The following is a 24290-nucleotide window of genomic DNA, read 5'->3' on the forward strand; positions in this document are numbered from 1 at the left end:
GCACCGTCAGAATTCCGACATTGCGGGCATGGTGTTTCACGTGAAACGTCGCTCCCTGCTTTCCGGAATCCTCAGTCGCAGCCGGGCGGCGACTGTTGCCGCTCCGGTTTCACGTGAAACACTGACCCCCATGCAGGACTCGGAGACCATCGACCAGATCGATGACACGCCCATCGCACGGGCTGCCCAGGCTGCGGTACAGGCGATCGGCCGAGCGGGCGAGGGTCTTCCCCGACCTGTCGCGACCCGGGTGATCGTGGTGGCCAACCAGAAGGGCGGGGTGGGCAAGACCACCAGCACCGTCAACATGGCGGCCTCGCTCGCCATGCACGGACTGCGCGTGCTGGTGGTGGACCTCGATCCGCAGGGCAACGCCTCCACGGCGCTCGGCATCGACCACCACGCCGAGGTGCCGTCGATCTACGACGTGCTGGTGGAGGGCAAGCCGCTGGCCGACGTGGTGCAGCCGGTGGTGGACGTCGAGGGGCTCTTCTGCGTCCCCGCCACCATCGACCTGGCCGGCGCGGAGATCGAACTGGTCTCGCTGGTCGCCCGGGAGAGCCGGCTGCAGCGCGCCATCGCCGCCTACGAGCAGCCGCTGGACTACATCCTGATCGACTGCCCGCCCTCGCTCGGCCTGCTGACGGTCAACGCGCTGGTGGCCGGCCAGGAGGTGCTGATCCCGATCCAGTGCGAGTACTACGCGCTGGAGGGCCTCGGCCAGCTGCTGCGCAACGTCGAGCTGGTCCGCGCGCACCTCAACCCCACGCTGCACGTCTCCACCATCCTGCTCACCATGTACGACGCCCGGACCAGGCTGGCCGCCCAGGTGGCCGAGGAGGTCCGGACGCACTTCCAGCAGGAGGTGCTGCAGACCGCGATCCCGCGCTCGGTCCGGATCTCCGAGGCGCCCAGTTACGGTCAGACGGTGATCACCTACGACCCGGGTTCGACCGGCGCGCTCTCCTACCTGGAGGCCGCCCGCGAGCTGGCGATGCGGGCGCCGGGCATCGGTACCGGCACGCTGGTCGGTCAGCAGCGGGCGGGTCAGCAGCAGGGCAGCGAGCCGGGGCAGCACGCCCCGATGGCACAGCACGGCACGACGGAGGGCAATCGGTGAGTGGTCGCAGGGGTCTGGGACGAGGGCTCGGAGCGCTGATCGGACCCGCCGCACCGGCGGCCGACGGCGCGGCGACGCAGGCCTCGGCGGCCACGGTGGTGTCCCCCGGGACGGTCTCGCCGGGCGCGGTGCCGCTGCTGCCGACCGGGCGGGGAACGCTGGCGGCCAAGGCGGCCGCCGAGAGCCTGCGGGAGCAGGCCGAGCGGGAGCAGGCGGCCGCCGCACCGGAGCTGGCACAGGTGCCCGGTGCCCGGTTCGCCGAGCTGCCGCTGGACTCGATCACGCCGAACCCGCGTCAGCCGCGCGAGGTCTTCGACGAGGACAAGCTGGCCGAGCTGGTCGCCTCCATCAAGGAGGTGGGCCTGCTCCAGCCGGTGGTGGTGCGCCAGGTCGCGCCCGAGCGCTTCGAGCTCATCATGGGCGAGCGGCGCTGGCGGGCCTCCCGGGAGGCGGGCCTGGAGCAGATCCCGGCGATCGTCCGGGCCACCGAGGACGACAAGCTGCTGCTGGACGCCCTGCTGGAGAACCTCCACCGGGCGGAGCTCAACGCGCTGGAGGAGGCGGCCGCCTACGACCAGCTGCTGCGGGACTTCTCCTGCACGCACGACGAGCTGGCGGACCGGATCGGCCGCTCGCGCTCGCACGTCTCCAACACCCTGCGGCTGCTGAAGCTCTCGCCGGGTGTGCAGCGGCGGGTGGCGGCCGGGACGCTGACCGCCGGGCACGCCCGGGCGGTGCTCGGGGTGCCGGACGCCGAGGGCCAGGAGGAGCTGGCCAAGCGGATCATCGCGGAGGGGCTCTCGGTGCGGACCACCGAGGAGCTCGTCATGCTGATGAGCGGCCAGGAGCCGAAGCCCAAGCGCTCGGTCGGACCGCAGGCGGGCAAGCTGCTCTCGCCGGCCTTCAACGACCTGGCGAGCCGGCTCTCGGACCGCTTCGACACCCGGGTCAAGGTGGAGGTCTCGCAGCGCGGCGGCAAGCTGGGCAAGGGCAAGGTCGTCCTGGAGTTCGGCTCGGTGGAGGACCTCAACCGGATCCTGGACAGCCTGGCGCCGGGTGAGGACGGGCTGCGGCTGTCGCAGGGCTGAGCCGGGGCCGACCACGGATCTCGACGGGTGCATGTTCCACGTGAGCGGCTGTTTCACGTGAAACATGCACCCATCGGCGTTCAGGGGGAATGCTCGACTGTGGAGTGGACGAGGAGGTGCGGGGCATGGGACGCCGGATCGTTCCGCTGACGCTGGACAACCTCAAGGACCTGCCGACGACCTGCCGCTCCTGCGTGTTCTGGGAGCTGGATCCGGTCACCGGCCGGGCGGCCGTCGAATCCGGGAAGTCGGAGGCGGAGAAGGAGGGCTGGATCTCCGCGGTGCTGCTGGAGTGGGGTTCCTGCGGCCGGGTCGTCTACGTGGACGACGACCCCGCCGGTTTCGTGCTCTACGCCCCGCCGGCGTACGTGCCGCGGTCGCAGTCCTTCCCGACCAGTCCGGTCTCGCCGGACGCCGTTCAGTTGATGATCAGCCGCGTGCTCCCGGGCTACCAGCGGCAGGGGCTCGGCCGGGTGCTGGTGCAGACGGTGGCCAAGGACCTGATGGGGCGCGGGGTCCGGGCGATCGAGGCCTTCGGCGCGGTCGGCCGGCAGTCGCCGAGCTGTGTCCTGCCGGCGGATCATCTGCTGGCGGTCGGCTTCAAGACGGTCCGGCCGCACCACCGCTACCCGCGGCTGCGGCTGGAGGCACGCTCCACGCTGTCCTGGCGCGGTGACGTCGAGGGCGCGCTGGAGCGGCTGCTGGGCGGAGGCCGGAAGGAGCCCGCGCTGCGACCGTTCTGAGCCGCGCTGTCCGGGGGAACCGGGCAGCCGGGAACGACGATGGCGGCGCCCCCGGGGTGGGGGCGCCGCCATCGCGGTGGGTCGGCCGGACCGGGCCCGGGGGCCCTGGGCCGGCGGCCTAGAGGAAGTCGGCCAGCTCGCGCAGCAGCGCGGCCTTCGGACGGGCGCCGGTGATGGACTTCACCGGCTCGCCGCCCTTGTAGACGATCAGCGTCGGGATCGAGATGACGTTGTACTGGGCGGCCGTCTGCTGGTTCGCATCGACGTCGAGCTTGGCGATGGTCAGCTTGTCGGAGTGCTCAGCCGCGATCTCGTCCAGGATCGGGGCGACCTGGCGGCACGGGCCGCACCAGGTGGCCCAGAAGTCGACCAGGACGGGCTTGTCGCTGTCCAGGACGTCGGCCTTGAACGTCGCATCGGTGACGGTAGTGGTGGCGCCGGCCACGGGAACTCCTCGGGGTGGTGCGGAGGGGGTGCTGCCAGGAGAACAACGGGCGGGCCCGTTCTGTTTCTGCCCGGCGGGGTGGGGGTGTTTCACGTGGAACGCCCCCACCCGGGGTGGGTCGGTGGGGCGGTGCTCAGACCGCCACGGTGGCGGCCGCGGCCTCCAGGTCGGCGAGCGAGGCCAGGTAGCGCTCGGCGTCCAGCGCGGCGGAGCAGCCGGTGCCGGAGGCGGTGATGGCCTGGCGGTAGGTGTGGTCGACGACGTCGCCGGCACCGAAGACGCCCGGGATGTTGGTCCGGGTCGAGGGGGCCTCGACCTTCAGGTAGCCCTCGGCGTCCAGCTCCAGCTGACCCTTGAAGAGGTCGGTGCGCGGGTCGTGGCCGATGGCGATGAACAGACCGGTGACGGCCAGCTCGCGGGTCTCGCCGGTGGTGGTGTCCCGCAGGGTGACGCCGCTCAGCTTCGGGTTGCCGTGGATCGCCTCGACCGCGCTGTCCCACTCGAAGCGGATCTTCTCGTCGGCGAAGGCGCGCTCCTGCATCGCCTTGGAGGCGCGCAGGGAGTCCCGGCGGTGGATGATCGTGACGCTGCGGGCGAAGCGGGAGAGGAAGGTGGCCTCCTCCAGGGCGGTGTCACCGCCGCCGACCACGGCGATGTCCTGGTCGCGGAAGAAGAAGCCGTCGCAGGTGGCGCACCACGAGACGCCGCGACCGGAGAGCTTGTCCTCGTTCGGCAGGTCGAGCTTGCGGTGCTGCGAGCCGGTGGTGACGATCACGGCGCGGGCCCGGTGGACGTTGCCCTCGGAGTCCGTCACGGTCTTGATGTCGCCCGTGAGGTCGACGGCCACGATGTCGTCCGGGATCAGCTCGGCGCCGAAGCGCTCGGCCTGGGCGCGCATGTTGTCCATCAGCTCGGGGCCCATGATGCCGTCCCGGAAGCCGGGGAAGTTCTCGACCTCGGTGGTGTTCATCAGCGCGCCACCGGCGGTGACGGCGCCCTCGAAGACGAGGGGCTTGAGGGCGGCACGGGCGGTGTAGAGCGCAGCCGTGTAGCCGGCCGGGCCGGAACCGATGATGATCACGTTACGGACGTCGCTCACTGCATCTCCTGGTTCGCATCGCGACCCGCGCTAGGGCGGGGAGGGCGGTCCTGCTCCGCCGCCCGGGACAACGACTGACCAGTCTCTCGCATTCCCAGGCCGATCGGCACCAGGCGCCCGCAGTGTGGGAGTGCCGGGCCGCACCCGGCGTGGATCGCACGGGAACGGTGCGGGCGCGGCGGGCGGCCGGGGCCGGCCTCCCGGCGCGCCCGCAGCCCATGGGCGCGCCTTTTCGGCGGGCCGACCGCGGGGCGCCGGCCGGCGCGCCGGTCAGGGGGCCGGGACGGTGCGGTGCAGCAGCACCGGGCCGCAGTCCGGCGCGCGGAGGTAGACGTCGACCCGGTCGGCCCTGCCCGGCACCCCGTACACCAGTAGCTCGGCCGGGTCACCGGCGTAGCTGCCGCGCTCGGAGGCCAGCAGCGGTCCGTCGGCGGGGGCCGGGCAGGCCGGGGCGCTGCCGCCCTGGCCGAGGCCCGGTCCGCCGTCGGTGGGTGCCGGCGCGGACGAGGCGGAAGGCTTGCGGGTGGCGCCCGGGCCCAGCCCCGGTCCGCCGTCGGCCGGTGGCGCGGCGGACCCGGACGTCTCGGCCCGGCCGTCGGGGGTCGCGCCGGTACGGGCGAGCAGCTGCTGCACCTGGGCCGCGAGCCGGTCGTCCTGGTACGCGGTGCCGCCGGTCGAGAGCTGCGCCTTGGGGCCGGCCGAGGGAGCCGTCGCGGCGGCCCGGGCGGAGGCGGTGTCCGCCGTCTGCCGCTCGGCCGGCCGCAGCAGCAGCGAGCTGCCGAGGCCGACCGCGAGCAGCGCGGCCGCGGCGCCGAGCAGGACCGCGGCCCGCCGGCGGCGCGGGCGGTGGCGGCCCGGACCGCTGGCGGAGTTCGCCGTGGCCGGCCGTCGGGGCGGCCCGAGGGGGGCTGTGGCAGGGCGCGGGGCGGCGGCCGGGTCCATGGACCGGGAGGGGGTCCCGGTGCCCGTGTGGGGGCCTTCGGGGGCCGTGGCGGGGGGCGTACCGGGGTCGGCCGGGTCGGCGTCGGCCGCCGCGGCCGCGAGGGCCGCGTCCAGCCGCGCCGCGATGTCGGCGGGCATCACCGGGGCCGGTGCCCCGGCCAGCAGGGTGGCGAGCTCGGCGAGCGCCTCGGCGGTCTCGCGGCAGTCGGCGCAGGCGGCCAGGTGCGTCCGCAGCGCCTCGGCGGCCGCGGGCTCGACCAGTTCCTCGGCGAGGTCGGCGAGCTCGTCGACGGAGGGGTGCGCTCCGACGGGGTCGGGGGAGGAGAGGGGGGCCGTCATCGCGTGCTCGCGTCTCCTTCCAGAACGGGCCGACCGGTGTCGGGGCCCGTTCCTCTGACGGTCCTGGCCCCGGGCGGGTTCCCCGGGGGCGCGGCGCGGCCGCCCGGGGCGGTTCCCGACGGTCCGGTGCCCTCCGGGGAGGCTGCTCCCGAGGGCCCCGTTTCACGTGAAACATCGGCTGCACGTGAAACACCGGCTGCAGGTGGAGCATCGGCGCCGCGGCCCTCGCGCAGGTGCCGCACCAGGGGCAGCAGACGGGCCCGGCCGCGGGCGCAGCGGCTCTTCACCGTGCCGACCGGCACGCCCAGCAGCTCGGCCGCCTCGGCGACCGGGTAGCCCTGCATGTCGACCAGGACCAGCGCGGCCCGCTGCTCGGGCGCCAGCTCGCCGAGCGCCGCCGCCACCTCCCGGTGCAGCTCGGCGCGGACCACCGGGGAGTCGGCCGGTTCGGCGGAGCCGACCATGGCGTCGAGGCGTTGCGGGTCGTCGTCGAGCGGCTTGGTGCGCCGCGCGGCGGTGCGCCGGGCGCGGTCCAGGCAGGCGTTGACGACGATTCGGTGCAGCCAGGTGGTGACGGCCGAGCGGCCCTGGAAGGTGTGGGCGGCGCGGAAGGCGGAGACCAGCGCGTCCTGGAGGGCGTCGGCGGCCTCCTCGCGGTCGCCCAGGGTGCGCAGGGCGACCGCCCAGAGCCGGTCGCGGTGGCGGTCGACCAGCAGGCCGAAGGCGGCCCGGTCGCCGGCGACGTGCCGGGCGAGCAGCGCCGCGTCGTCGTCCGTCCGGTCGGCCCCGTCCGCCACTGCCACCCCTCGCCCGTTCGGTGTCCTGCCGCCCCGCCCCCGTCGGACGGGGCGCGGCGTCCTGCCGTGCCCGTCCGGTCGGGCTCCGGTCAGCCGGAGACCTTGACCTCGGAGACGTAGGCCTTGTACTTGCCGTCCGTATCCTTCGGCAGGCTGGTCATCCAGAGCAAGAGGTAGCGGGTGGTGACCGGTTTCTCCAGGGCGTAGTCGAGCGTGGTGCCGCTCTGCTTGCCGACCGCCGTGAAGTCGCCCGGCTGCGCCCTGGCCGGGTCGCCGGCCGCCTGCGGGCCGGGGATCCGCAACTCCGCCGTGGTGCTGCCGACGAACTGCGCGCTGACCGAGCTGACGGCCTGCGGGGAACCGAGGTCGAGCAGCAGGCCGATGCCGTCCCGGAGGGCGGGCTTGGGACCCAGCTGGTCGTTGTACCAGGAGCTGACCCAGGACGTGCCGGCGTCGCCGTCGAAGGCCTTGGCCGGGGAGTACTTGTTCTCGCCCGACGGGCTGAACGCCTGGGCGTCCTTGATCTGGATCGGCACCGGCGGGTGCGGGGCGGTGTGCGCGGTCGGCGACGTCCCGGAGGGCGAGGGGTCGACGGCGGCCACCGACGTCCCGGGGTTGCGCAGGTGGTCCACCAGCTGCCAGGAGGCGACGCCGATCGCGCCGAGGGCCACCGTCCAGGCCGTCACCTTGAGCGCCCGGCGCAGCCGCCGCCGGGTGCGCCGGACCGGGGCCTGGCGGGCCGGGGCGGGCGCCGGACCGGCGCCGGGGGCGGCCACCACCCGGGTCGGGTTGGGCGCGGTGGGCAGCGCGTGGGTGGTGTGCCGGGGCGGCGGGGTGAAGGCGGGCAGCTCCGGCTCGGGCGGGCGGATCCGCGGCATCAGCGCGATCGCCCTGGCCAGCTCCTCCGGGGTGGAGATCGGCTCCGCGTGGTGCGGCGGCTGGTCGAACAGGGCGCGTGCGGCCAGCTCGGACAGGCCCTTGTGGACGCCGGCCCGGACCTGGTCCGGCGGGACGTCGCGGAGGTCCTTCGGCAGGCCCTGGAGGTCGTAGCGGTCCTCCGGGAACGGCCAGCGGTGGGTGAGCGCGGCGAACAGCAGGGCGCCGATGGCACGGGTGTCGGTGCGCTCGGCGTCCTCGTCGGCGCCCTCGGCGGGCAGACCGCGCAGAGCGGCGTCGACGGCGATGCCGTTGATCCGGTACTGGCCGCTGTCGGTGCGCAGCACGCAGCGCGGGGTGAGCCGCAGATGCGCCTGGCCGCGCCGGTGGGCGGCGGCCACCGCGTCGGTGACCTGGCGGACCATCTGGTAGGCCTCGTGCGGCTCCATCGGGCCGGTGACGAGCAGCTTGGCGAGGTCGGAGGCGTGCGGCAGCCACTCCCGCACGACGTAGACCAGCTCGCCCTCCTGGACGGCGTCCAGGACCTGGACGAAGCGCGGGTCGCCGAGCAGCGCGGCCGACTTGGCGGCCGCCAGCACCGCCCGGGCGCGCTGGTGACCGGAGGCCATCAGGTGGACGCCGACGGCCCGGCGCAGCTTCTCGTCGACCGCCCGCCAGCTGCTGAAGGTCTCGGTGTGGGAGATGCACTCCTCCAGCCGGTACCGGTGGCCGACCTTGTCGCCGCTGTGCCGCAGCGGGGCGGGCAGGGTCCGCGGGAGGGTGGCGGTGTCACGGGGGTCGTGGGTCGGCTGCGGGTCCTGCGGGGGGCGCCCGGCGGGCCGGCCGGCGGGCGCCGCGGCCGACTTGGGCCCGGCCTCGCGGGCGGCGAGCTCGGCCCGGATCTCGTCGGCGGAGAGCGGCGCGGTGATCTCCGAGGTCTCCTCGGCGGCGGGGCGCGCGGGCTTCGCCCGGTCCTCGTCGGCGTCCTCGGCGTCCTCGCCGGACGTGGTGGACGGGGCCGTCTCGGCGAGCTCGTCGATCGCCGCGGCCAGTGCGGCTTCGTCCGCCGCCCCGTCAGCTGCTGACGTGTCGACGACCGCCTTGGTGCCATCAGCCACCGTGGTCCTGCCTCCCCTTGTGTCGCCCCGGCCTGAGAGAGTCGCTGGAGCGCTCGGGCCGAGGCCCTGTGCTCCAGGACAATTGTGCCCACTCTTCTCCACCGAGTACGACCGCTGAAAGGTACCCGCGGTTGCGTGCCGGTGGAGAGATGTGGTGCAGATCCGACACTGGGCCGCCGGCTCGGTCCCGGGCGATCCCGGACACCGACGGCGGCCCAGCACCCGCCCGTGGGGGCGGAGAGTCCGGTCCGTCCGGTTGACGCCCGGTCAGGGCGCCGTCCGGACGGACCGGTTGGTACGAAGGGTCAGCGACCCAGTCGGCCGCGCACCATGCCCAGCATGGCGTTCAGCTCCTCGATCCGCAGCTTCTTCGCGATCAGCACGAAGACGGCCAGCTGGACGCCGCCGGCCAGGACGATGGTCAGCACACTGCCGGTCCAGCCGTCGATGACCTGCTGGACCGCCAGGCTGACGCCCAGCCCGACCAGGGTGGCCGGCACACAGGCGGTGATCAGCCGGGTGTAGGTCTTGCCGATCCGCTTGGTGTCCAGGCCGCCGATCTTCTTCTTCAGCTTGGGCACCGCCACCGTCACTCCGACGGCGTACGCGAGACCGTACCCGAACGCCATGCCCGTCACGACCCACTCGGACGGCAGGACGATCCAGCAGACCAGGGAGAACACGGCCTGGCAGGCCGCCACCCAGACGGTGTTGGAGAACGGCGTCCGGGTGTCCTCGTACGCGTAGAAGCCGCGCAGCATCACGTACTGCGCCGAGTACGGGATCAGGCCCAGGGCGAAGGCGGAGAGCATCAGACCGACGTTGGTGGCGTTGTCCAGGGCGACGTCGTTGCCGCCCACCGCGTAGATCGCGCGGCCGATCGCCGGGCCGAGCGAGAGGAACAGGAACGCGGCCGGGACGACCGCCACCGCGGTGCTGCGCAGCCCGTGCGAGAGGTCGTCGCGCACCGCGCCGGCGTCCTCGTCGGCGGCGGCCCGGGAGAGCCGGGGGAGCACCGCGCTCATGATCGAGACGACGATGACGGCCTGCGGCAGCTGCCAGATCAGCAGGGCGTTGGAGAAGGCGACGAGACCCACACCGCCGTGGCCGCCCTTCGCGGCGGAGTCCCCGGCCGAGGTGGCGAGCTGGGTGATGACCAGGTAGCCGGCCTGGTTGGCCAGCACGAAGAAGAAGGTCCACTTGGCCAGCCGGGCGGCCTTGCCCAGGCCGTGGCCGCGCCAGTCGAAGCGCGGCCGGTAGTGGAAGCCGGCCGCCCGCAGGTACGGGACCATCGACAGCGCCTGGACGGCGAGGCCGACCAGCGTGCCGATCCCGAGCAGCCGGACGCCCTCGGGGGAGATCGTCTCCGGGCTGACCTGGGTGGTGCCGGCGCCGCCGTAGACCCAGAGGTAGGCGGAGAAGGTGAAGATCACCACGATGTTGTTCAGGACCGGGGTCCACATCATCGCGCCGAAGCGGCCGCGGGCGTTGAGGATCTGCCCCATCACCACGTGGACGCCCATGAAGAAGATGGTCGGCAGGCAGTACCGGGCCAGGGCCACCGTGGTGTCGGCGCTGGCGGCGTTGCCCATCAGCGGGTGCGCGATCAGCTGCACCAGCAGCGGAGCGCCCAGCACGGCCACGAAGGTCACCCCGGCCAGGCCCACCATCACCAGGGTGAGCAGCCGGTTCGCGTAGGCCGTGCCGCCGTCCGCGTCGTTCTTCATGCTGCGGACCAGCTGCGGCACGAAGACGGCGTTCAGGGCGCCGCCGCCGATCAGGATGTAGAGCAAGGTGGGCAGGGTGTTCGCCGCGTTGTAGGAGTCACCCATCACGCCCAGGCCGATCGCGGCGGCGATCACCATGGTGCGCAGGAAGCCGGTGCCGCGGGAGACGAGCGTGCCGGCCGCCATGATGGCGCTGGAGTTCAGCAGGCTCGACACCTTGCCGCCGCCGGTCGCGGGGGCGGGGGCCGGTGCGGCGGGCGCCTCGGCGGCCAGCTCCTCCAGCGGCTCCACCGCGGGCGGCAGCTGGACCGCCGCCACCTGCATGGTGGCCTCCTCCTCGGAGAGCGGCGGGTCGAACTCGATCGGCGGCACGAACGGGCGCTGCCCCTCCGGACCGTTGCGGTAGCCCTGCGGACCGGGGTGGCCCGGGTTCCCGTGGTACGCGCCGGCCGGGGGGAACGGCGCGGAGGACGGGAACGGCGCCGGTCCGACCGGCGGCTGGGCCGTCATCGGGGGAGCCGGCGGCTGCTGGGCCGGCGGGCGGGCCGCGGCCTCGGCGGACCGGCCGCCGAACAGGTCGTCCACCCCCACGTACTCGGTGCTCTCGGAGTCCCAGGCCGAATGCGCCGGGCCGGGCTGCCACTGCTGCTGGTGCGGCTGCTCCTGGCCGCCCCACTGGCCGCCGACCGGGGCCGGCTGCTCCCAGTGGGGCGCGCTCTGCTGCCAGGCCGCCACCGGCTGCTCGGCCGCACCCTGGTGGGCCGCGCCCTGCTGCACCGGGGTGTCCCAGCCTGGCTGCACCGGCGGGACGGGCGGGGCGAACGTCGCCGGGGGGACCGGCGTCGGGTAGCCGCCGTTCTGCGGCGGCAACTGCGGCGGCACGTCGTACGCGGCGACCGGCGGCTGCGGCTCGGCCGGCCGGGCGGCCCGCAGACCGTACGGGTCCTGGCCGTCCTGGGGACCCTGGTACGCGTCGGCCGCGTACGGGTCCTGGGCGTAGGTGTCGGCCACGTACCAGTCGCCGGACGGCGACTCGGCACCCGGCCGGCCCTCACCGCGGCCCGGCGGCCGCTCCTCGCTGCGCCCGGTCATGTCACCTCTTCGATGTCGTGGGGGAGGCCGCCCCGGAGAGAACGGGCGGGTATCGGCGGTGTCAAGGACCAACCTTCTCATCACTGGTGGTCCGATCCCGGCCATCTGCGGTGCTGCCGCGCGGTGTCTGCGCGGCTCCTCCACGCTCCGGCCCCTGCGGGCCGTCCCCGTCCGCCGCCGAGGGCTCCGCCCGGTCCGCCGCCTCCTCGGGCCGGGCCGACCGGTCGGCTGCCCCGTCGCCGGCCGCCGGGGCGTCGTCGAGCGGGTGGTCGTCCAGCGGCGCGTCACCGTACGGCTCGTCGCCGTCGTCCTCCGCACGGCGCTTGCGCTGGCGGAAGAACCGCAGGGCCGCCAGCAGGAGCAGCACCAGACCGCCGCCGAAGACGTACAGCACCCCGTTGGTCACCGAGGTGACCTCCACGGTGAAGACCTCCGCCTTGCCGTACTTCTGCGGGTTCGGCCCGGTGGTCCAGAGCTGGGCGGTCACGGACACCGGCCCGTTGTTCTGGGCCTCGGCCGGGAACCGCAGGGTGACGCTCTGCGAAGCGGGCAGCACCAGCTCCTCGGCGGGCCGGATCTTGAGCCGGTTGGCCTGGGCCGGGAGCAGCACCAGCTTGAGGTTGGTGACCGGCTGGGTGAGGTCGTTGCGCACGCTGACCTGGAGCACGCCGGTGTCACCGGCGAAGGTGATGACGTTCTTCTTCGGGACGTTCACCGCCCTGGTCAGCTCGCTGAGGTAGCCCGCCACGCCGCCCCGGTAGACGGAGCCCTCCGGCGCCTGCGCCCGCCACTCGGTCGACATCGAGCGGACCATCGCGGCGCTGAACGGGCCGCGCACCCGCTGGGGCAGAGTGAGGACGCGCATCAGGGTGTCCAGATCGCTCTGGATCCCGATGGTGTCGGTCAGCGCCGAGGAGGGCAGCTCCGAGGCCCGGGCCTGCGACGGGTAGTCGGTGGCCGCCGGGACGGCGGTGTTGGCCTTCGGATCGGCCGCGGCCTGGGCGAGCGTGTCCAGCTTGACCGGGTCCACCCACCTGCCGGCCTGCGCCGCCAGCACGGCGGTGGCGAGCGCCTTGGCGGTGTTGGCGGTCAGGTCGCGCGGCGGCATCACCAGCAGACCGCGCGGGTTCTGCGGCTCCTGCCGGGAGATCACGAAGGTCTCGGCGAGGAAGCGCTGGACCGCCAGGGTCTGCTCCTGCGGCGTGTTCAGGTCCCGGTCGAACAGCGCGGAGACGGTCTCGTCGGCCACCACCGCGTTCTGTCCGCTGCCGATCGGGCGCACGGCGGTCGGGGTGTACTTCAACGCGTCCGGCTCCGGCAGGCTCGCGCCGTTGACCAGCACCAGGGAACTGCCGGTGCGCTGGGCCATCGCCGCGATCTGCTGGTCCAGGTAGCCCTGGTAGGGCCAGGCCACGTCCGAGCGGGTGTCCACCGCCAGCCGGCCCTCGACGGTCAGCCGGCCCGCCGTGGCGGCCTTGCCGAGCGCGGCGTCCACCCCCGGGAGCTCGGCGGCGTTGTGCGCGATCGAGGCGAGGTCCGGATCGGCGTACGGCAGCGACACCACCTGGCTGCCCGCCTTCGCCACGGCGGCCCGCAGCTTCTCCAGCCAGGCCGTGGCGGCCGCCGAGCCGCTGCCCGCGACGGTGTTGTCCTCCTTCGCCGCCTTCTTCTCCGTGCCGGGCTTCTGCACCCGGTACTGCTTGGTCATCGCGAACGCGGTGTCCAGCAGGTCCGGGTCGACCACCCAGGTCAGGTTCGGCAGCGTGGCGCCGGTCTCCACCAGCTCGTAGAGCCGGCCGCCCGGCGCGAACTCCGCCGCCAGGCTGTCGTCGCGCAGCACCGGGATGCTCTGGTCGTTGTCGGAAATCGTCTGCGCGGCCAGCACCGGGGCGTGGACCAGCGGCCAGACGGTGGTGAGCTTGGAGGGCTGCGCCTCGGCCGTGGACGGGGTGTAGGGCAGGAAGGTGCGGGCGATGCCCAGCGGGCGGTCGTGCTGGTTGTCGCCGGTCGAGCCCCAGACGTCCACGGCGAGCTCGTAGACGCCCTCACCACCGGACAGCTGGAGGTCGGCCACCGCGACGCTCAGCGTGAACGGCTGGCTCTGGCCCGGGCCCAGCTCGTTCAGCGCGTACTGGGGGCTGTCCAGGTCGACGCCGTCCGCGCCGACCGGGTTGGTGCGCCCGGCGGTCACGGTCAGATCGCTGCGGGTGGTCAGCGGCCGGCCCTGCCAGGGCTTGCGCACCGCGGCGTGGGCCGACTTCAGCACCGACTGACCGGCGTTGGTGACCTGCCCGGTGATCGTCACGGTGCCGTTCTGGACGGCCACCGGCTTGTTCACGCCGTCGATGGTCATCACCACCGGGTACTCGGCGGAGACCGCCGTCCCGGCCGCCGGACGGCCGCCCCCGGCGGGCGACGCCCCGGTCGCTCCGGCCGGCACGGCCGGGAGCAGCGCCAGCGCGGCGCCGAGGACGGCCGCCAGCCGCCGGACGGCACGCGCCGGGCGGCGCCCCGGGCCCCGCCCGTCGGCGCCGCCTCCGGTGCGTTCGCAGGCCCGCCCAGGGTGTCCGTCCGCCTCCAGGCCCGAGTGCCGTGCCGGCTCGCCCACGCGCTTCGCCCTCGCCGTTCTCGATTGCTCGCTGCTCGATGCTGTACTGCTGCGGATGTCCCGCCGGCCGGAGAGGACCGGCCGTGGATCGGTGGATCGGTGGATCGGTGGATCGGTGGTGAGGAACGCGTCCGCCCGACGGTCCGGTCGGCCGTGCCGGCGCGCGGCACCGCGGCTCCTCGCCGGTGCCCGAGACTCGCTCCACCGGCATGGTAACGATGCAGCGGGTGGTGCAGTGTTGCGGGCCTTGGGGTGAGCACCGGAAAACGCGCGGGCAGCGGGGCCGCCGGGCCACGTACCCTTGTGAGCCGTGTCCACTGCCAATGAGCCCATCGCCCACGAGTCCGGCGCCCATCATTCCAGCATCGCCACCCAGGCCGTCCCAGGGCTGAGCGAGGCGCAGACCCGGGGGCTGCAGGAACTGCTCCGGGTGTCCCCGGTCGCCGACGAGATCGCCCGCCGCTTCCAGGCCGCCGGGCACCGGCTCGCGCTGGTCGGCGGCTCGGTCCGGGACGCGCTGCTCGGCCGCCTCGGCAACGACCTGGACTTCACCACCGACGCCCGTCCGCACGAGGTCCTGAAGCTGGTGAAGGGCTGGGCGGACGCCGTCTGGGACGTCGGCATCGCCTTCGGCACCGTCGGCGCCCGCAAGGACACCCCGCAGGGCTCCTTCCTGATCGAGATCACCACGTACCGCTCCGAGGCGTACGACCGCACCTCGCGCAAGCCCGAGGTCACCTACGGCGACACCATCGAGCAGGACCTCGTCCGCCGTGACTTCACCGTCAACGCGATGGCCGTCGACCTGCCCGACCGCGGCTTCGTCGACCCGCACCGCGGTCTGGACGACCTGGAGGCCCGGGTGCTGCGCACCCCCGCCACCCCGGAGGAGTCCTTCTCCGACGACCCGCTGCGGATGATGCGGGCCGCCCGCTTCGCCGCCCAGCTGGACTTCGAGCCGGCCCCCGAGGTGGTCGCCGCGATGACCGCGATGGCCGAGCGGATCACCATCGTCTCCGCCGAGCGGGTCCAGGCCGAGCTCAACAAGCTGCTGGTCGCCGCCCACCCGGTGAAGGGCCTGCGGCTGCTCGTCGACACCGGCCTGGCCGACCACGTGCTGCCCGAGCTGCCGGCGCTGAAGCTGGAGCGGGACGAGCACCACCGGCACAAGGACGTCTACGAGCACTCGCTGACCGTCCTGGAGCAGGCCATCGACCTGGAGCAGGACGGCCCCGACCTCACGCTGCGCCTCGCCGCGCTGCTGCACGACATCGGCAAGCCGCGGACCCGGCGCTTCGAGTCCGACGGCCGGGTCTCCTTCCACCACCACGAGGTGGTCGGCGCCAAGATGACCCGCAAGCGGATGCGTGAGCTCAAGTACTCCAAGGAGCTCACCGAGGACGTCTCGCGCCTGGTCGAGCTGCACCTGCGCTTCCACGGCTACGGCGGCGGCGAGTGGACCGACTCGGCGGTGCGCCGCTACGTCACCGACGCCGGGCCGCTGCTGGAGCGCCTGCACAAGCTGACCCGCTCCGACTGCACCACCCGCAACCGGAAGAAGGCGGCGGCGCTCTCCCGGACGTACGACGGGCTGGAGGAGCGGATCACCGAGCTGAAGGCCCAGGAGGAGCTGGACGCCGTCCGCCCCGCGCTGGACGGCAACCAGATCATGGAGTTGCTCGACCTCAAGCCGGGTCCGCAGGTCGGCAAGGCGTACAAGCACATGCTCGAACTGCGTCTGGAGCACGGCCCGCTGGAGCACGAGGAGGCGGTCGCCGCCCTCCGTGCCTGGTGGGCGGCCCAGCAGGGCTGAGCAGGGCGCGGCACGCGGGAGGGGTGGTCCGGGGACTCCCGGACCACCCCTCCCGCGTCGTGGCGGTGGGCCGTCAGCCGTTGATCCCCTGGAGGCAGAGGACGTAGCTCAGCGCCGCGGTGGACGCCTCGCGGGTGTAGCTGCTGTCCGAGTTCGGCACGTTGTCGCACGCCTTGTCGTCGCTGGAGGCGAGGATCTTGCGCAGCACCTTGTACTGGGCCCGCGAGTCGGAGCAGGCGAGCATCGTGATCCGCGGGTTGGGGTCGTGGGTCGCGCCCGTCCCGTTCTCGTTGCGCAGGCAGTCGCCGGCCTTGGCCCGGTCGATGTCGCTGGGCACCGAGGAGGCCCCGGCCGGGGAGGACGGCTTCGCCGCACCCGGCGTGGTGATCTCCGGGATCGGCGGCAGCGAGAAGGACGGCATCGGGGGCATGGACACCGTGGCCGGCGGCGGCAGCACGATCGGGTGGTACGGCGTGGCGCTGCGGTGGTTCGCCCCGAGCAGCGCGCCGGTGGTGATCAGGATGACGAACGACGTGATCGAGAGGATCGGCAGCAGCAGCATCAGCATGTGCGGCCGCTTGGTCAGCGGGACGCCCGGGTCGAGCTGCGGGCCGTGGGTGCCGGGGGCGGGTGGCGGCAGGTCCTTGATCTTGTTGTGCGCGGCCAGGTTCCGCAGCAGGGTGATCGGCGTGATGATCGAGGACAGGTAGCCCCACCAGCCCTGGACCAGGGTGCGGGCGGACATGTCGCGGACCACCGCGGTGCCGCAGGTGCGGCAGAACGGCCCCGGCTGCTTCAGGAACCGCATGACGATGATGATGCCCTGGTGCCCGCGGACGGTGGTCTCCACGGCGGGGAAGCCGCCGCAGAACCGGCAGACCGGTCCGCCCTGGGGCGCCTGCTGGGCGTACCCGGCCTGCTGCTGCGGGTAGCCGTAACCGGGCGGTGCGGGCACGCCGTACCCGGGTGCGGCCGGCGGCGGCGCGGCGGGGTAGCCGTAGCCGGGCGGGGCCGCGGGCGGCGGCTGGGCGCCGTACGGATTGCCGGCCGCGTAGGGGTTGGCGTCGGCCGGCGGCGGGGCGCCGTACGGCATCTGGGGAGGTGGAACGGACAAAGGGGGTCCCCCGTGGAAGGTGAGCGGTGAGGAGAAGGGGTCAGGACTTCTTGACCGGCGGCACACCGGTGGTCAGCGGACCGAGGCAGAGCACGTAGCGCTTCTTGTTCCAGCGCCGCCCGCTCTTGCCCGAGACGGTGCTGGTCGTTCCGACGGTCTGCCTGCAGCGGCTGGTGTCGGTGCTGTCGAACGTGGCCAGCACCTTGTAATTGGCCTTGCTGTCGGTGCACTTGACGATGTCGACGCTGCGCGAGCCGCTGGCCTTGACGCAGTCGCCGGCCTTGGCGCTGCTGACGCTCGGGCCGCTGACGAAGTAGCCGACGACCAGCGCGGCGCCGCCGACCACGGCGACGCCGGCCTTCAGCTTGGCCTTGGTCCCGGTCTTGCGCGCCGGCTCGGCGGGCGGTTGCCCGTACGGGGGCTGCTGCCCGTACGGCGGCTGCTGGCCGTACGGGGCCTGGCCGCCGGGCGGCGGACCGTACGGGGGTTGCCCGTACCCGGGGGCGGCCGGGGCGGGCGGCGGCGCGGCCGGGTAGCCGTAGGCCGGCGGCTGTCCGTAGCCGGCGGGCGCCGGCTGGGGCGGGCCGTACTGCGGAGGCGGAGCACCGTACGGCGTTCCGCCCTGGGGCGGAACGCCCGGCCCGGGGGCCTGCGGATAGCCGTACTGGGGCGGCGGCCCGTACGGACCGGGCGGTGTGCTCATCAGGTTCTCCCCCGAGACAGAGTGCTGTCGCTCCGACAGATCTGACGTACCTTAGCGACTCACCCGGACGGGGCAGGTTCCGAGGGTGCGCGGTCTCAGGACACCCGGTCGCCGGGGAGCGGTCCGGTCCGCCGGGCCGCCCGCAGGTAGAACACCGCGGCGAGCGCGTAGACCAGGGAGACTCCCACGACCACCCCGGCCGAGCGGCCGGAGAGCGGCAGCACCAGCGCGGTCACCGCGGCGGCGGCCACGAAGGCGACGTTGAACAGCACGTCGTAGATGGCGAAGACGCGGCCGCGGTAGTCGTCCTCGACCGACTCCTGGACGACGGTGTCGGCGCAGATCTTGGTGCCCTGGGTGACCACGCCGAGCAGCAGCGCCGCGATCAGGCACGGCACCAGGGAGAACCCCAGGCCGAGCGCGGGCACGAAGACCACCGGAGCCGCCAGGCAGAGCGTCATCCAGCCGCCCAGCCCGAGCCGGCGGGTGCACCACGGGCTGATCACCGCGGCGAGGAAGAAGCCGGCGGCGGAGAGGCCGACCGCCTGGCCCAGGGTGACCAGCCCGGCGGCGCTGTCACTCGGGTCGTTGAAGGTGTAGCGCGCGAGCATCACCAGGACGACGATCAGCACGCCGTAGCAGAACCGGGCCGCGGTGACGGCGGCGAGCGCGTGCACCGCGGGCCGGCAGTCCCGGACCAGATGGGTGACGGCCGCGCCCAGGTCGCGGGCGGCCAGCACCAGCGCCCGGCCCAGCGGCGGGCGGTCGGCGCGGTGCTCGGGCCCCAGCAGGTCCCGGTCCATCCGGCGGGCCGCCAGCGCGGCCGACAGGTAGAGCAGCGCGGCGACGGTGACCAGCGCCGCGTCGGCCCTCGGGCCGGGGGTCAGCACCTGGTGCAGCAGGAAGCCCAGGCCTCCGCCGGAGGCCGCGGCGACCGTGCCCAGGGTGGGGGAGAGCGCGTTGGCGGTCACCAGCTGGTCCTGCGGGACGACCCGGGGCAGCGCCGCGGACAGGCCCGCCAGGATGAACCGGTTGAGCGCGGTGACCAGCAGCGCGGAGGCGAAGAACAGCGCGGTCGGGGCCTCGGCCAGGAGTAGCCCGCCGGTGACCAGGCCGAGCCCGAACCGGGCCAGGTTGCCGTAGAACAGCACCTGACGGCGGCGCCAGCGGTCCAGCAACACGCCGGCGAACGGGCCGATCACGGAGAACGGCAGCAGCATCACGGCCAGCACCGAGGCGATGTCGGCGGGGGAGGACTGCTTCTCCGGGGAGAACACCACGTAGGCGGCGAGCGAGACCTGGAAGACGCCGTCGGAGAGCTGGGAGAGCACCCGGGCGGTCAGCAGTCGGCGGAAATCTCGCCCGCGGAGCAGGCCGAGGAGCGTGGCGCGGTGCGCGGTCTGGTCGGTGCTGCCGTTGTCCGTGATCGCCACCCGCCCAGACTGCCATGGAACCGGTCCGTGTTTCACGTGAAACATTCGCCGGAAAACGGTGAACGGGTCCACGGCGGACCGTGGACCCGTTCAGCGCGTGTCCTGCGCTCAGCGCCCGGAACCCGGGCGCCCGACGATCGGGATCGTCATCGAGCTCAGCGCTCGACCTCGCCCTTGATGAACTTCTCGACGTTCTCGCGGGCCTCGTCGTCGAAGTACTGGACCGGCGGGGACTTCATGAAGTACGAGGACGCGGAGAGGATCGGGCCGCCGATGCCGCGGTCCTTGGCAATCTTCGCGGCGCGCACGGCGTCGATGATGACACCCGCGGAGTTCGGGGAGTCCCAGACCTCGAGCTTGTACTCGAGGTTCAGCGGGACGTCGCCGAACGCGCGACCCTCAAGGCGGACGTAGGCCCACTTGCGGTCGTCGAGCCACGCGACGTAGTCGGACGGGCCGATGTGGACGTTGTTGGCGCCCAGCTCACGGTCCCGGATCTGCGAGGTGACGGCCTGCGTCTTCGAGATCTTCTTGGACTCCAGGCGCTCACGCTCGAGCATGTTCTTGAAGTCCATGTTGCCGCCGACGTTCAGCTGCATGGTGCGCTCGAGCACGACACCGCGGTCCTCGAACAGCTTGGCCATCACGCGGTGCGTGATGGTGGCGCCGACCTGGGACTTGATGTCGTCACCGACGATCGGCACGCCGGCCTCGGTGAACTTGTCCGCCCACTCCTTGGTGCCCGCGATGAACACCGGGAGGGCGTTCACGAAGGCGACCTTGGCGTCGATGGCGCACTGGGCGTAGAACTTCGCCGCGTGCTCCGAACCGACGGGCAGGTAGCAGACGAGAACGTCGACCTGCTGGTCCTTGAGGACCTGGACGATGTCGACCGGGGCCTCGTCGGACTCCTCGATGGTCTCCCGGTAGTACTTACCGAGGCCGTCGAGGGTGTGGCCGCGCTGGACGGTGACACCGGTCGGCGGCACGTCGCAGATCTTGATGGTGTTGTTCTCGCTGCTGCCGATGGCGTCGGCCAGGTCGAAGCCGACCTTCTTGGCGTCGACGTCGAAGGCGGCGACGAACTCCACGTCACGGACGTGGTACTCACCGAACTGGACGTGCATCAGGCCGGGGACCTTGCCGGCCGGGTCGGCGTCCTTGTAGTACTCGACACCCTGCACCAGCGACGCGGCGCAGTTGCCCACGCCCACGATGGCTACGCGAACCGAACCCATTCCGGTTGCTCCCTGTGATCTCATGAGGGCCGCCGGTGCTCGGCGGCGCTCGTCCTGCGTTTTCGATGAATGCCTGACGGGCGCGAGGCGCCCACTCCTACCGCGCGGCACAGGGCGGACGCGGTGTCAGCGCTCCTGGTCGGAGCGCCCCGGGCGGTCGTACGGTGGCCCGGGCGGATCCGGGGATCCGGCCTCCTGGCCACGGCCGTCCGAAGTCTTGTCGGATCCTGCGGTACTCGGCCCGCCGGTGAGCGGTCCGGTCCGGCCGCTGCGGTTGGCCCGCTCGGTCTCGATCAGCTCGTTGAGCCACCGGACCTCGCGCTCCACCGACTCCAGGCCGTGCCGCTGCAGCTCGACGGTGTAGTCGTCGAACCGCTCGCGGGCCCGGGCGAGCGAGTTGCGCATCCGTTCGAGGCGCTCCTCCAGCCGGCTGCGGCGACCCTCCAGGACGCGCATCCGCACGGCCCGGTCGGTCTGGCCGAAGAACGCGAAGTGGACGCCGAAGTGCTCGTCCTCCCACGCGTCGGGGCCGGAGTCGGCCAGCAGCTCCTCGAAGCGCTCCTTGCCCTCGGGGGAGAGCCGGTAGACGATCTTGGACCGCTTGCCGTTGAGCGCGGTGGCCGGGACGTACTCGTCGTCCGGGTTGTCCTCGACGAGGAAGCCCTGGGCCACCAGGCTCTTCAGACACGGATAGAGCGTTCCGTAGGAGAACGCGCGCAACGTTCCGAGCAGGACGTTGAGCCGCTTGCGCAGCTCGTACCCGTGCATCGGGGCGTCGTGGAGCAGGCCGAGAACGGCGAACTCCAGCACTCCTGAGCGCCTGCCCAATGCCGTCGTCCTCCTTCCTCCAGGCCGGATCCTGGCCCGCCGTCTCCGGCGGTATGCCGTGCCGATGTATCGGCTCGATATATCGAGAACAGTAAACCTGGGTCCCCGGTCGAGCAAGGGGGGCACGCGTGAATGTGATCACAAGGCGACGCGCAGGTGTGCTTGGCAACGGGCATGTAATGATCTGCCGCCGTTTTGCGGGCATTGGTACCTGATGCCCGATTAGGTGCGGTTCTCGGCTGCGTACGCTGTCGCGTGTGCACGAGGACCACCTCCGGGGTTAGGGCGGTTGCGGGCATCGGACGTGAACCCTGCCTTCAGGCTCGACCGCCTGGCGAGGAGTAGCTGGAACATGAGCGAACGACGGCGGAGGTCTGCCGACGGTGGCGGGCAGCCCCCGGGTGACAACGGCCGCCCGGGCGGCGTGGGACAGGACGGGCCCGGCCCGGACGGCCCCGGCCGCCGGCGTCCGGCGGGCACCCGGGAAACCGCGCAGCAGCCCCGGATGACCCGGGCCGAGATGCGCAAGGCGGCCCAGAAGGGCGGCAAGCGCGGCGGCGGCGCGGCGGCGGCCGGTGCGGATGACCGCGGTGGCAAGCCCGGCAAGCCCGGCAAGAAGCGGTTCATCGACTACCCGCGCTTCGGCAAGCAGGGTGTCCGCCGCTGGCTGCCGTCGTGGAAGCAGTGGCTCACCGGCTTCCTGGTCTTCTTCGCGACCTGCGTGGGCGGGGTCTGGTACGCCTACGCGTCCACCACCGTCCCGCAGATCCACGACCTGGTGAACGACCAGAACAACATCTACTACTGGGCCGACGGCTCGGAGATGGCCCGCAAGGGCGAGACCAACCGGCAGATCGTCGAGCTCGCCGACATCAGCCCCAACGTGCAGAACGCCGTCATCGCCGCGGAGAACGCCACCTTCCGCACCGACAGCGGCATCGACCCCGTGGGCATGATGCGCGCCGTGTACAACATGGCGACCGGCGGCGAGACCCAGGGCGCCTCGACGATCACCCAGCAGTACGTCAAGAACGCCTACCTGAGCCAGGACCAGACGCTCAGCCGCAAGGTGCGCGAGTTCTTCATCACCCTGAAGGTCAATCAGGAGACCGAGAAGAACGACATCCTGCGGGACTACCTGAACGTCAGCTGGTTCGGCCGCGGGGCCACCGGCATCCAGGCGGCCTCCCAGGCGTACTACGGCATCGACGCCAAGGACCTCGACATCTGCCAGAGCGCCATGCTGGCCGGTCTGCTCAAGGGCGCCGCACTGTACGACCCCACCATTGCGGCGAACAAGGACCGCGCCGTGGAGCGCTGGACCTGGATCCTGAACCGGATGGTCACCACCAAGAACGCCACGGCGGAGGAGCGGGCCAAGTGCACCGCGTTCCCCGAGCCGATCCCGCGCAAGCCGCCGACCAACATGAACGGCGAGATCAGCTACCTGGTCGACACCGCGAACAAGTTCATGATGTCCAAGGACCCGACGATCACCCAGCAGTCGATCGACAAGGGCGGCTACAAGATCTACACGACCTTCGAGAAGGACAAGGTCGACGCCCTCAAGAAGGCCGTGGACGACGTCAAGGGCGAGACGCTCAACGTCCAGAAGCGTCCCGAGAAGGACAACTTCGTCCAGTTCGGCGCGGCCAGCGTCCGCCCCGGCGACGGTGCGATCGTCGCCATATACGGCGGCGACGGCGTGGAGAACCAGCACTTCGACAACAACGCGGACGCCAAGGGCGTCCAGGTCGGCTCGACCTTCAAGCCCTTCGTGCTGGCCGCCGCGATGCAGGTCGGGGTGCAGACCGCGAAGGACGACAAGGGCCAGCCGAAGCGGATCAACGCCGACAGCCGCTACCTCTCGGACGACCTGTCCGAGATCCGCAAGCCGGACGGCTCGCTGCTGATCGGTGACGACGGCAAGCCGTACCGGCAGAAGAACGAGGACGCCGGCAAGCGCGGCTACGTCTCGCTGCGGGCGGCCATGCAGTACTCGTACAACGTGCCGTTCGTCCAGCTCAACCAGGACGTCGGCGGTCAGAACGTGGCCAACATCGCCGAGGCGATGGGCGTGCGCAAGGAGAGCTTCGCCGACCCCAAGACCCCGACCTTCGCGCTCGGCACCTCCACCGTGAGCCCGATCCGGATGGCCGACGCGTACGCGACCCTGGCGGCCAGCGGCAAGCAGGCCGACCCGTACTCGGTGACCAAGGTCGAGGTGAAGGGCACGGCGCGGCCGGGCTTCGGCAAGCCCGAGCTCAAGCAGGCGCTGGAGCCGGCCGTCGCGGACAACGTCACCGACGTGCTGGTGAACGTGGCGAAGAACGGTACCGGCTCCAAGAGCAACGCGCTGGGCCGCCCGGTGGCCGGCAAGACCGGTACCACCGACGAGAACAAGTCGGCCTGGTGGGTCGGCTACACCCCGCAGCTGGCCACCAGCGTCGCGATGTGGCGCGAGGACCCGACCAAGCACGAGCGCCTGTCGCTCAACGGCACCGGCGGCAAGGACTCGGTGCACGGTGGTGACACCCCGACCGACGTCTTCACCCGGTACATGAAGGCCGCCCTGGCCAACGAGAAGAAGATGGACTTCCCGACGCCGCAGCCGGTCGGTACCCAGGTGGACTCCTCCGGGGCCCCGAGCACGGCCTCGCCCACGTCCTCGCCGACGATGACCGAGACCACGGCGCCCACCGCGCCGGACCCGGGCGCGCAGCAGCCGACGCAGCCCACCAACACCCAGCCGGCCTGTGTGCCCGGCGTGGACTGCCCGGGCACGGTGCCGACCCAGGCGCCGACCAAGACCCAGCCGCCGACCGGCGGTGGCGGCAACGGCGGTGGCGGATCCTCGCCCACCTGCCTCATTCCGGGGCTCTGCACCACCCCGCAGCCGACGTCGTCGACCGCGTCGACGGGGCCCGCGCCCAGCAGCACCAAGCCGACCAGGCCGACCACGTCGCCCAGTCCGACGGGTGGTGCCCAGCAGGGCGCGGCGGCGCCCTGACGCCCGGCGCCGAGCGGCGCGAGACGTGCGAACGGCGGTGGGGGGGGGGGGGGGGGGGGGGGGGGGGGGGGGGGTGTGGGGTGGTGTGTGTGTTGGGTGGTATCGTACCCCCCGTGCCCCCCTGCTTCCCCTCCTCTCCATAGGCCCTTCCCCCGTT

Annotated in this window: 17 protein-coding genes; 5 read left to right on the plus strand and 12 right to left on the minus strand. The window is 72.8% G+C overall.

Annotated elements, in window-relative coordinates:
* Nucleotides 1–130: 130 nt before the first annotated feature.
* From ACZ4UX_RS00505 to ACZ4UX_RS00515, 3 genes are all read left to right on the plus strand, one after another.
* Entirely contained in the window at nucleotides 131–1120 is a 990-nt protein-coding gene (locus ACZ4UX_RS00505; protein WP_465704608.1) for a ParA family protein, read from the plus strand.
* Nucleotides 1117–2208, plus strand: coding sequence for a ParB/RepB/Spo0J family partition protein (locus ACZ4UX_RS00510; RefSeq protein WP_396486073.1), 1092 nt, complete (start codon nucleotides 1117–1119; stop codon nucleotides 2206–2208). The genes ACZ4UX_RS00505 and ACZ4UX_RS00510 overlap by 4 nt, the downstream gene beginning before the upstream one ends.
* Before the next feature lie 125 nt (nucleotides 2209–2333).
* Nucleotides 2334–2951, plus strand: a complete 618-nt coding sequence (locus tag ACZ4UX_RS00515; RefSeq protein ID WP_465704610.1) for a GNAT family N-acetyltransferase — start codon at nucleotides 2334–2336, stop codon at nucleotides 2949–2951.
* A gap of 118 nt (nucleotides 2952–3069) precedes the next feature.
* Here ACZ4UX_RS00515 and trxA read toward each other — a convergent pair whose 3' ends face one another.
* The 7 genes from trxA to ACZ4UX_RS00550 all read right to left on the minus strand — a co-directional run bounded on the left by trxA (nucleotide 3070) and on the right by ACZ4UX_RS00550 (nucleotide 13994).
* Entirely contained in the window at nucleotides 3070–3396 is a 327-nt protein-coding gene (gene trxA / locus ACZ4UX_RS00520; protein WP_329488790.1) for a thioredoxin, read from the minus strand.
* 133 nt (nucleotides 3397–3529) lie between these two features.
* On the minus strand, nucleotides 3530–4495 hold the full coding sequence (trxB, locus tag ACZ4UX_RS00525; protein WP_465704612.1) for a thioredoxin-disulfide reductase: 966 nt from the start codon (nucleotides 4493–4495) through the stop codon (nucleotides 3530–3532).
* 270 nt (nucleotides 4496–4765) lie between these two features.
* Nucleotides 4766–5776: a hypothetical protein gene (locus tag ACZ4UX_RS00530; RefSeq protein ID WP_465704614.1), complete on the minus strand. Its 1011-nt coding sequence runs from the start codon at nucleotides 5774–5776 to the stop codon at nucleotides 4766–4768.
* Nucleotides 5773–6573, minus strand: coding sequence for an RNA polymerase sigma factor SigM (gene sigM, locus ACZ4UX_RS00535; RefSeq protein WP_465704616.1), 801 nt, complete (start codon nucleotides 6571–6573; stop codon nucleotides 5773–5775). The genes ACZ4UX_RS00530 and sigM overlap by 4 nt, the downstream gene beginning before the upstream one ends.
* A gap of 89 nt (nucleotides 6574–6662) precedes the next feature.
* Nucleotides 6663–8567 carry a protein kinase family protein gene (locus ACZ4UX_RS00540; RefSeq protein WP_465704618.1) on the minus strand — a complete coding sequence of 635 codons (1905 nt, stop codon included), beginning with the start codon at nucleotides 8565–8567 and terminating at the stop codon, nucleotides 6663–6665.
* Between the two features lie 305 nt (nucleotides 8568–8872).
* Nucleotides 8873–11386 carry a murein biosynthesis integral membrane protein MurJ gene (murJ, locus tag ACZ4UX_RS00545; RefSeq protein ID WP_465704620.1) on the minus strand — a complete coding sequence of 838 codons (2514 nt, stop codon included), beginning with the start codon at nucleotides 11384–11386 and terminating at the stop codon, nucleotides 8873–8875.
* A gap of 61 nt (nucleotides 11387–11447) precedes the next feature.
* Nucleotides 11448–13994, minus strand: a complete 2547-nt coding sequence (locus ACZ4UX_RS00550) for a DUF6049 family protein (RefSeq protein ID WP_465704622.1) — start codon at nucleotides 13992–13994, stop codon at nucleotides 11448–11450.
* A 364-nt stretch (nucleotides 13995–14358) separates the two neighbouring features.
* Here ACZ4UX_RS00550 and ACZ4UX_RS00555 point away from each other — a divergent pair, with 364 nt between their 5' ends.
* Entirely contained in the window at nucleotides 14359–15807 is a 1449-nt protein-coding gene (locus tag ACZ4UX_RS00555) for a CCA tRNA nucleotidyltransferase (protein ID WP_396486185.1), read from the plus strand.
* 73 nt (nucleotides 15808–15880) lie between these two features.
* Here ACZ4UX_RS00555 and ACZ4UX_RS00560 read toward each other — a convergent pair whose 3' ends face one another.
* The 5 genes from ACZ4UX_RS00560 to ACZ4UX_RS00580 all read right to left on the minus strand — a co-directional run bounded on the left by ACZ4UX_RS00560 (nucleotide 15881) and on the right by ACZ4UX_RS00580 (nucleotide 21123).
* A complete protein-coding gene (locus ACZ4UX_RS00560; protein WP_465704624.1) occupies nucleotides 15881–16900 on the minus strand; it encodes an LppU/SCO3897 family protein in 1020 nt (339 codons plus the stop codon).
* 61 nt (nucleotides 16901–16961) lie between these two features.
* Nucleotides 16962–17624: an LppU/SCO3897 family protein gene (locus ACZ4UX_RS00565; RefSeq protein ID WP_465704626.1), complete on the minus strand. Its 663-nt coding sequence runs from the start codon at nucleotides 17622–17624 to the stop codon at nucleotides 16962–16964.
* 95 nt (nucleotides 17625–17719) lie between these two features.
* On the minus strand, nucleotides 17720–19057 hold the full coding sequence (locus ACZ4UX_RS00570) for an MFS transporter (RefSeq protein WP_465704628.1): 1338 nt from the start codon (nucleotides 19055–19057) through the stop codon (nucleotides 17720–17722).
* A 155-nt stretch (nucleotides 19058–19212) separates the two neighbouring features.
* A complete protein-coding gene (locus ACZ4UX_RS00575) occupies nucleotides 19213–20295 on the minus strand; it encodes an inositol-3-phosphate synthase (protein ID WP_465704630.1) in 1083 nt (360 codons plus the stop codon).
* Nucleotides 20296–20421: 126 nt separating this feature from the next.
* Nucleotides 20422–21123 carry a PadR family transcriptional regulator gene (locus ACZ4UX_RS00580; protein WP_329488780.1) on the minus strand — a complete coding sequence of 234 codons (702 nt, stop codon included), beginning with the start codon at nucleotides 21121–21123 and terminating at the stop codon, nucleotides 20422–20424.
* Between the two features lie 352 nt (nucleotides 21124–21475).
* Here ACZ4UX_RS00580 and ACZ4UX_RS00585 point away from each other — a divergent pair, with 352 nt between their 5' ends.
* Nucleotides 21476–24133: a transglycosylase domain-containing protein gene (locus tag ACZ4UX_RS00585; RefSeq protein WP_465704631.1), complete on the plus strand. Its 2658-nt coding sequence runs from the start codon at nucleotides 21476–21478 to the stop codon at nucleotides 24131–24133.
* The last annotated feature ends 157 nt before the right edge of the window (nucleotides 24134–24290 follow it).

This window comes from Kitasatospora sp. NPDC028961 (assembly GCF_055564815.1).

Excerpts from the sequence above, each read along its gene's own strand:
- ACZ4UX_RS00560 (WP_465704624.1), bottom strand. The coding sequence starts at position 16,900 with ATGCCGTACGGCGCCCCGCCGCCGGCCGACGCCAACCCCTACGCGGCC.
- ACZ4UX_RS00505 (WP_465704608.1), top strand. The coding sequence starts at position 131 with ATGCAGGACTCGGAGACCATCGACCAGATCGATGACACGCCCATCGCA.
- ACZ4UX_RS00575 (WP_465704630.1), bottom strand. The coding sequence starts at position 20,295 with ATGGGTTCGGTTCGCGTAGCCATCGTGGGCGTGGGCAACTGCGCCGCG.
- ACZ4UX_RS00565 (WP_465704626.1), bottom strand. The coding sequence starts at position 17,624 with ATGAGCACACCGCCCGGTCCGTACGGGCCGCCGCCCCAGTACGGCTAT.
- ACZ4UX_RS00530 (WP_465704614.1), bottom strand. The coding sequence starts at position 5,776 with ATGACGGCCCCCCTCTCCTCCCCCGACCCCGTCGGAGCGCACCCCTCC.
- ACZ4UX_RS00515 (WP_465704610.1), top strand. The coding sequence starts at position 2,334 with ATGGGACGCCGGATCGTTCCGCTGACGCTGGACAACCTCAAGGACCTG.
- murJ (WP_465704620.1), bottom strand. The coding sequence starts at position 11,386 with ATGACCGGGCGCAGCGAGGAGCGGCCGCCGGGCCGCGGTGAGGGCCGG.
- ACZ4UX_RS00585 (WP_465704631.1), top strand. The coding sequence starts at position 21,476 with ATGAGCGAACGACGGCGGAGGTCTGCCGACGGTGGCGGGCAGCCCCCG.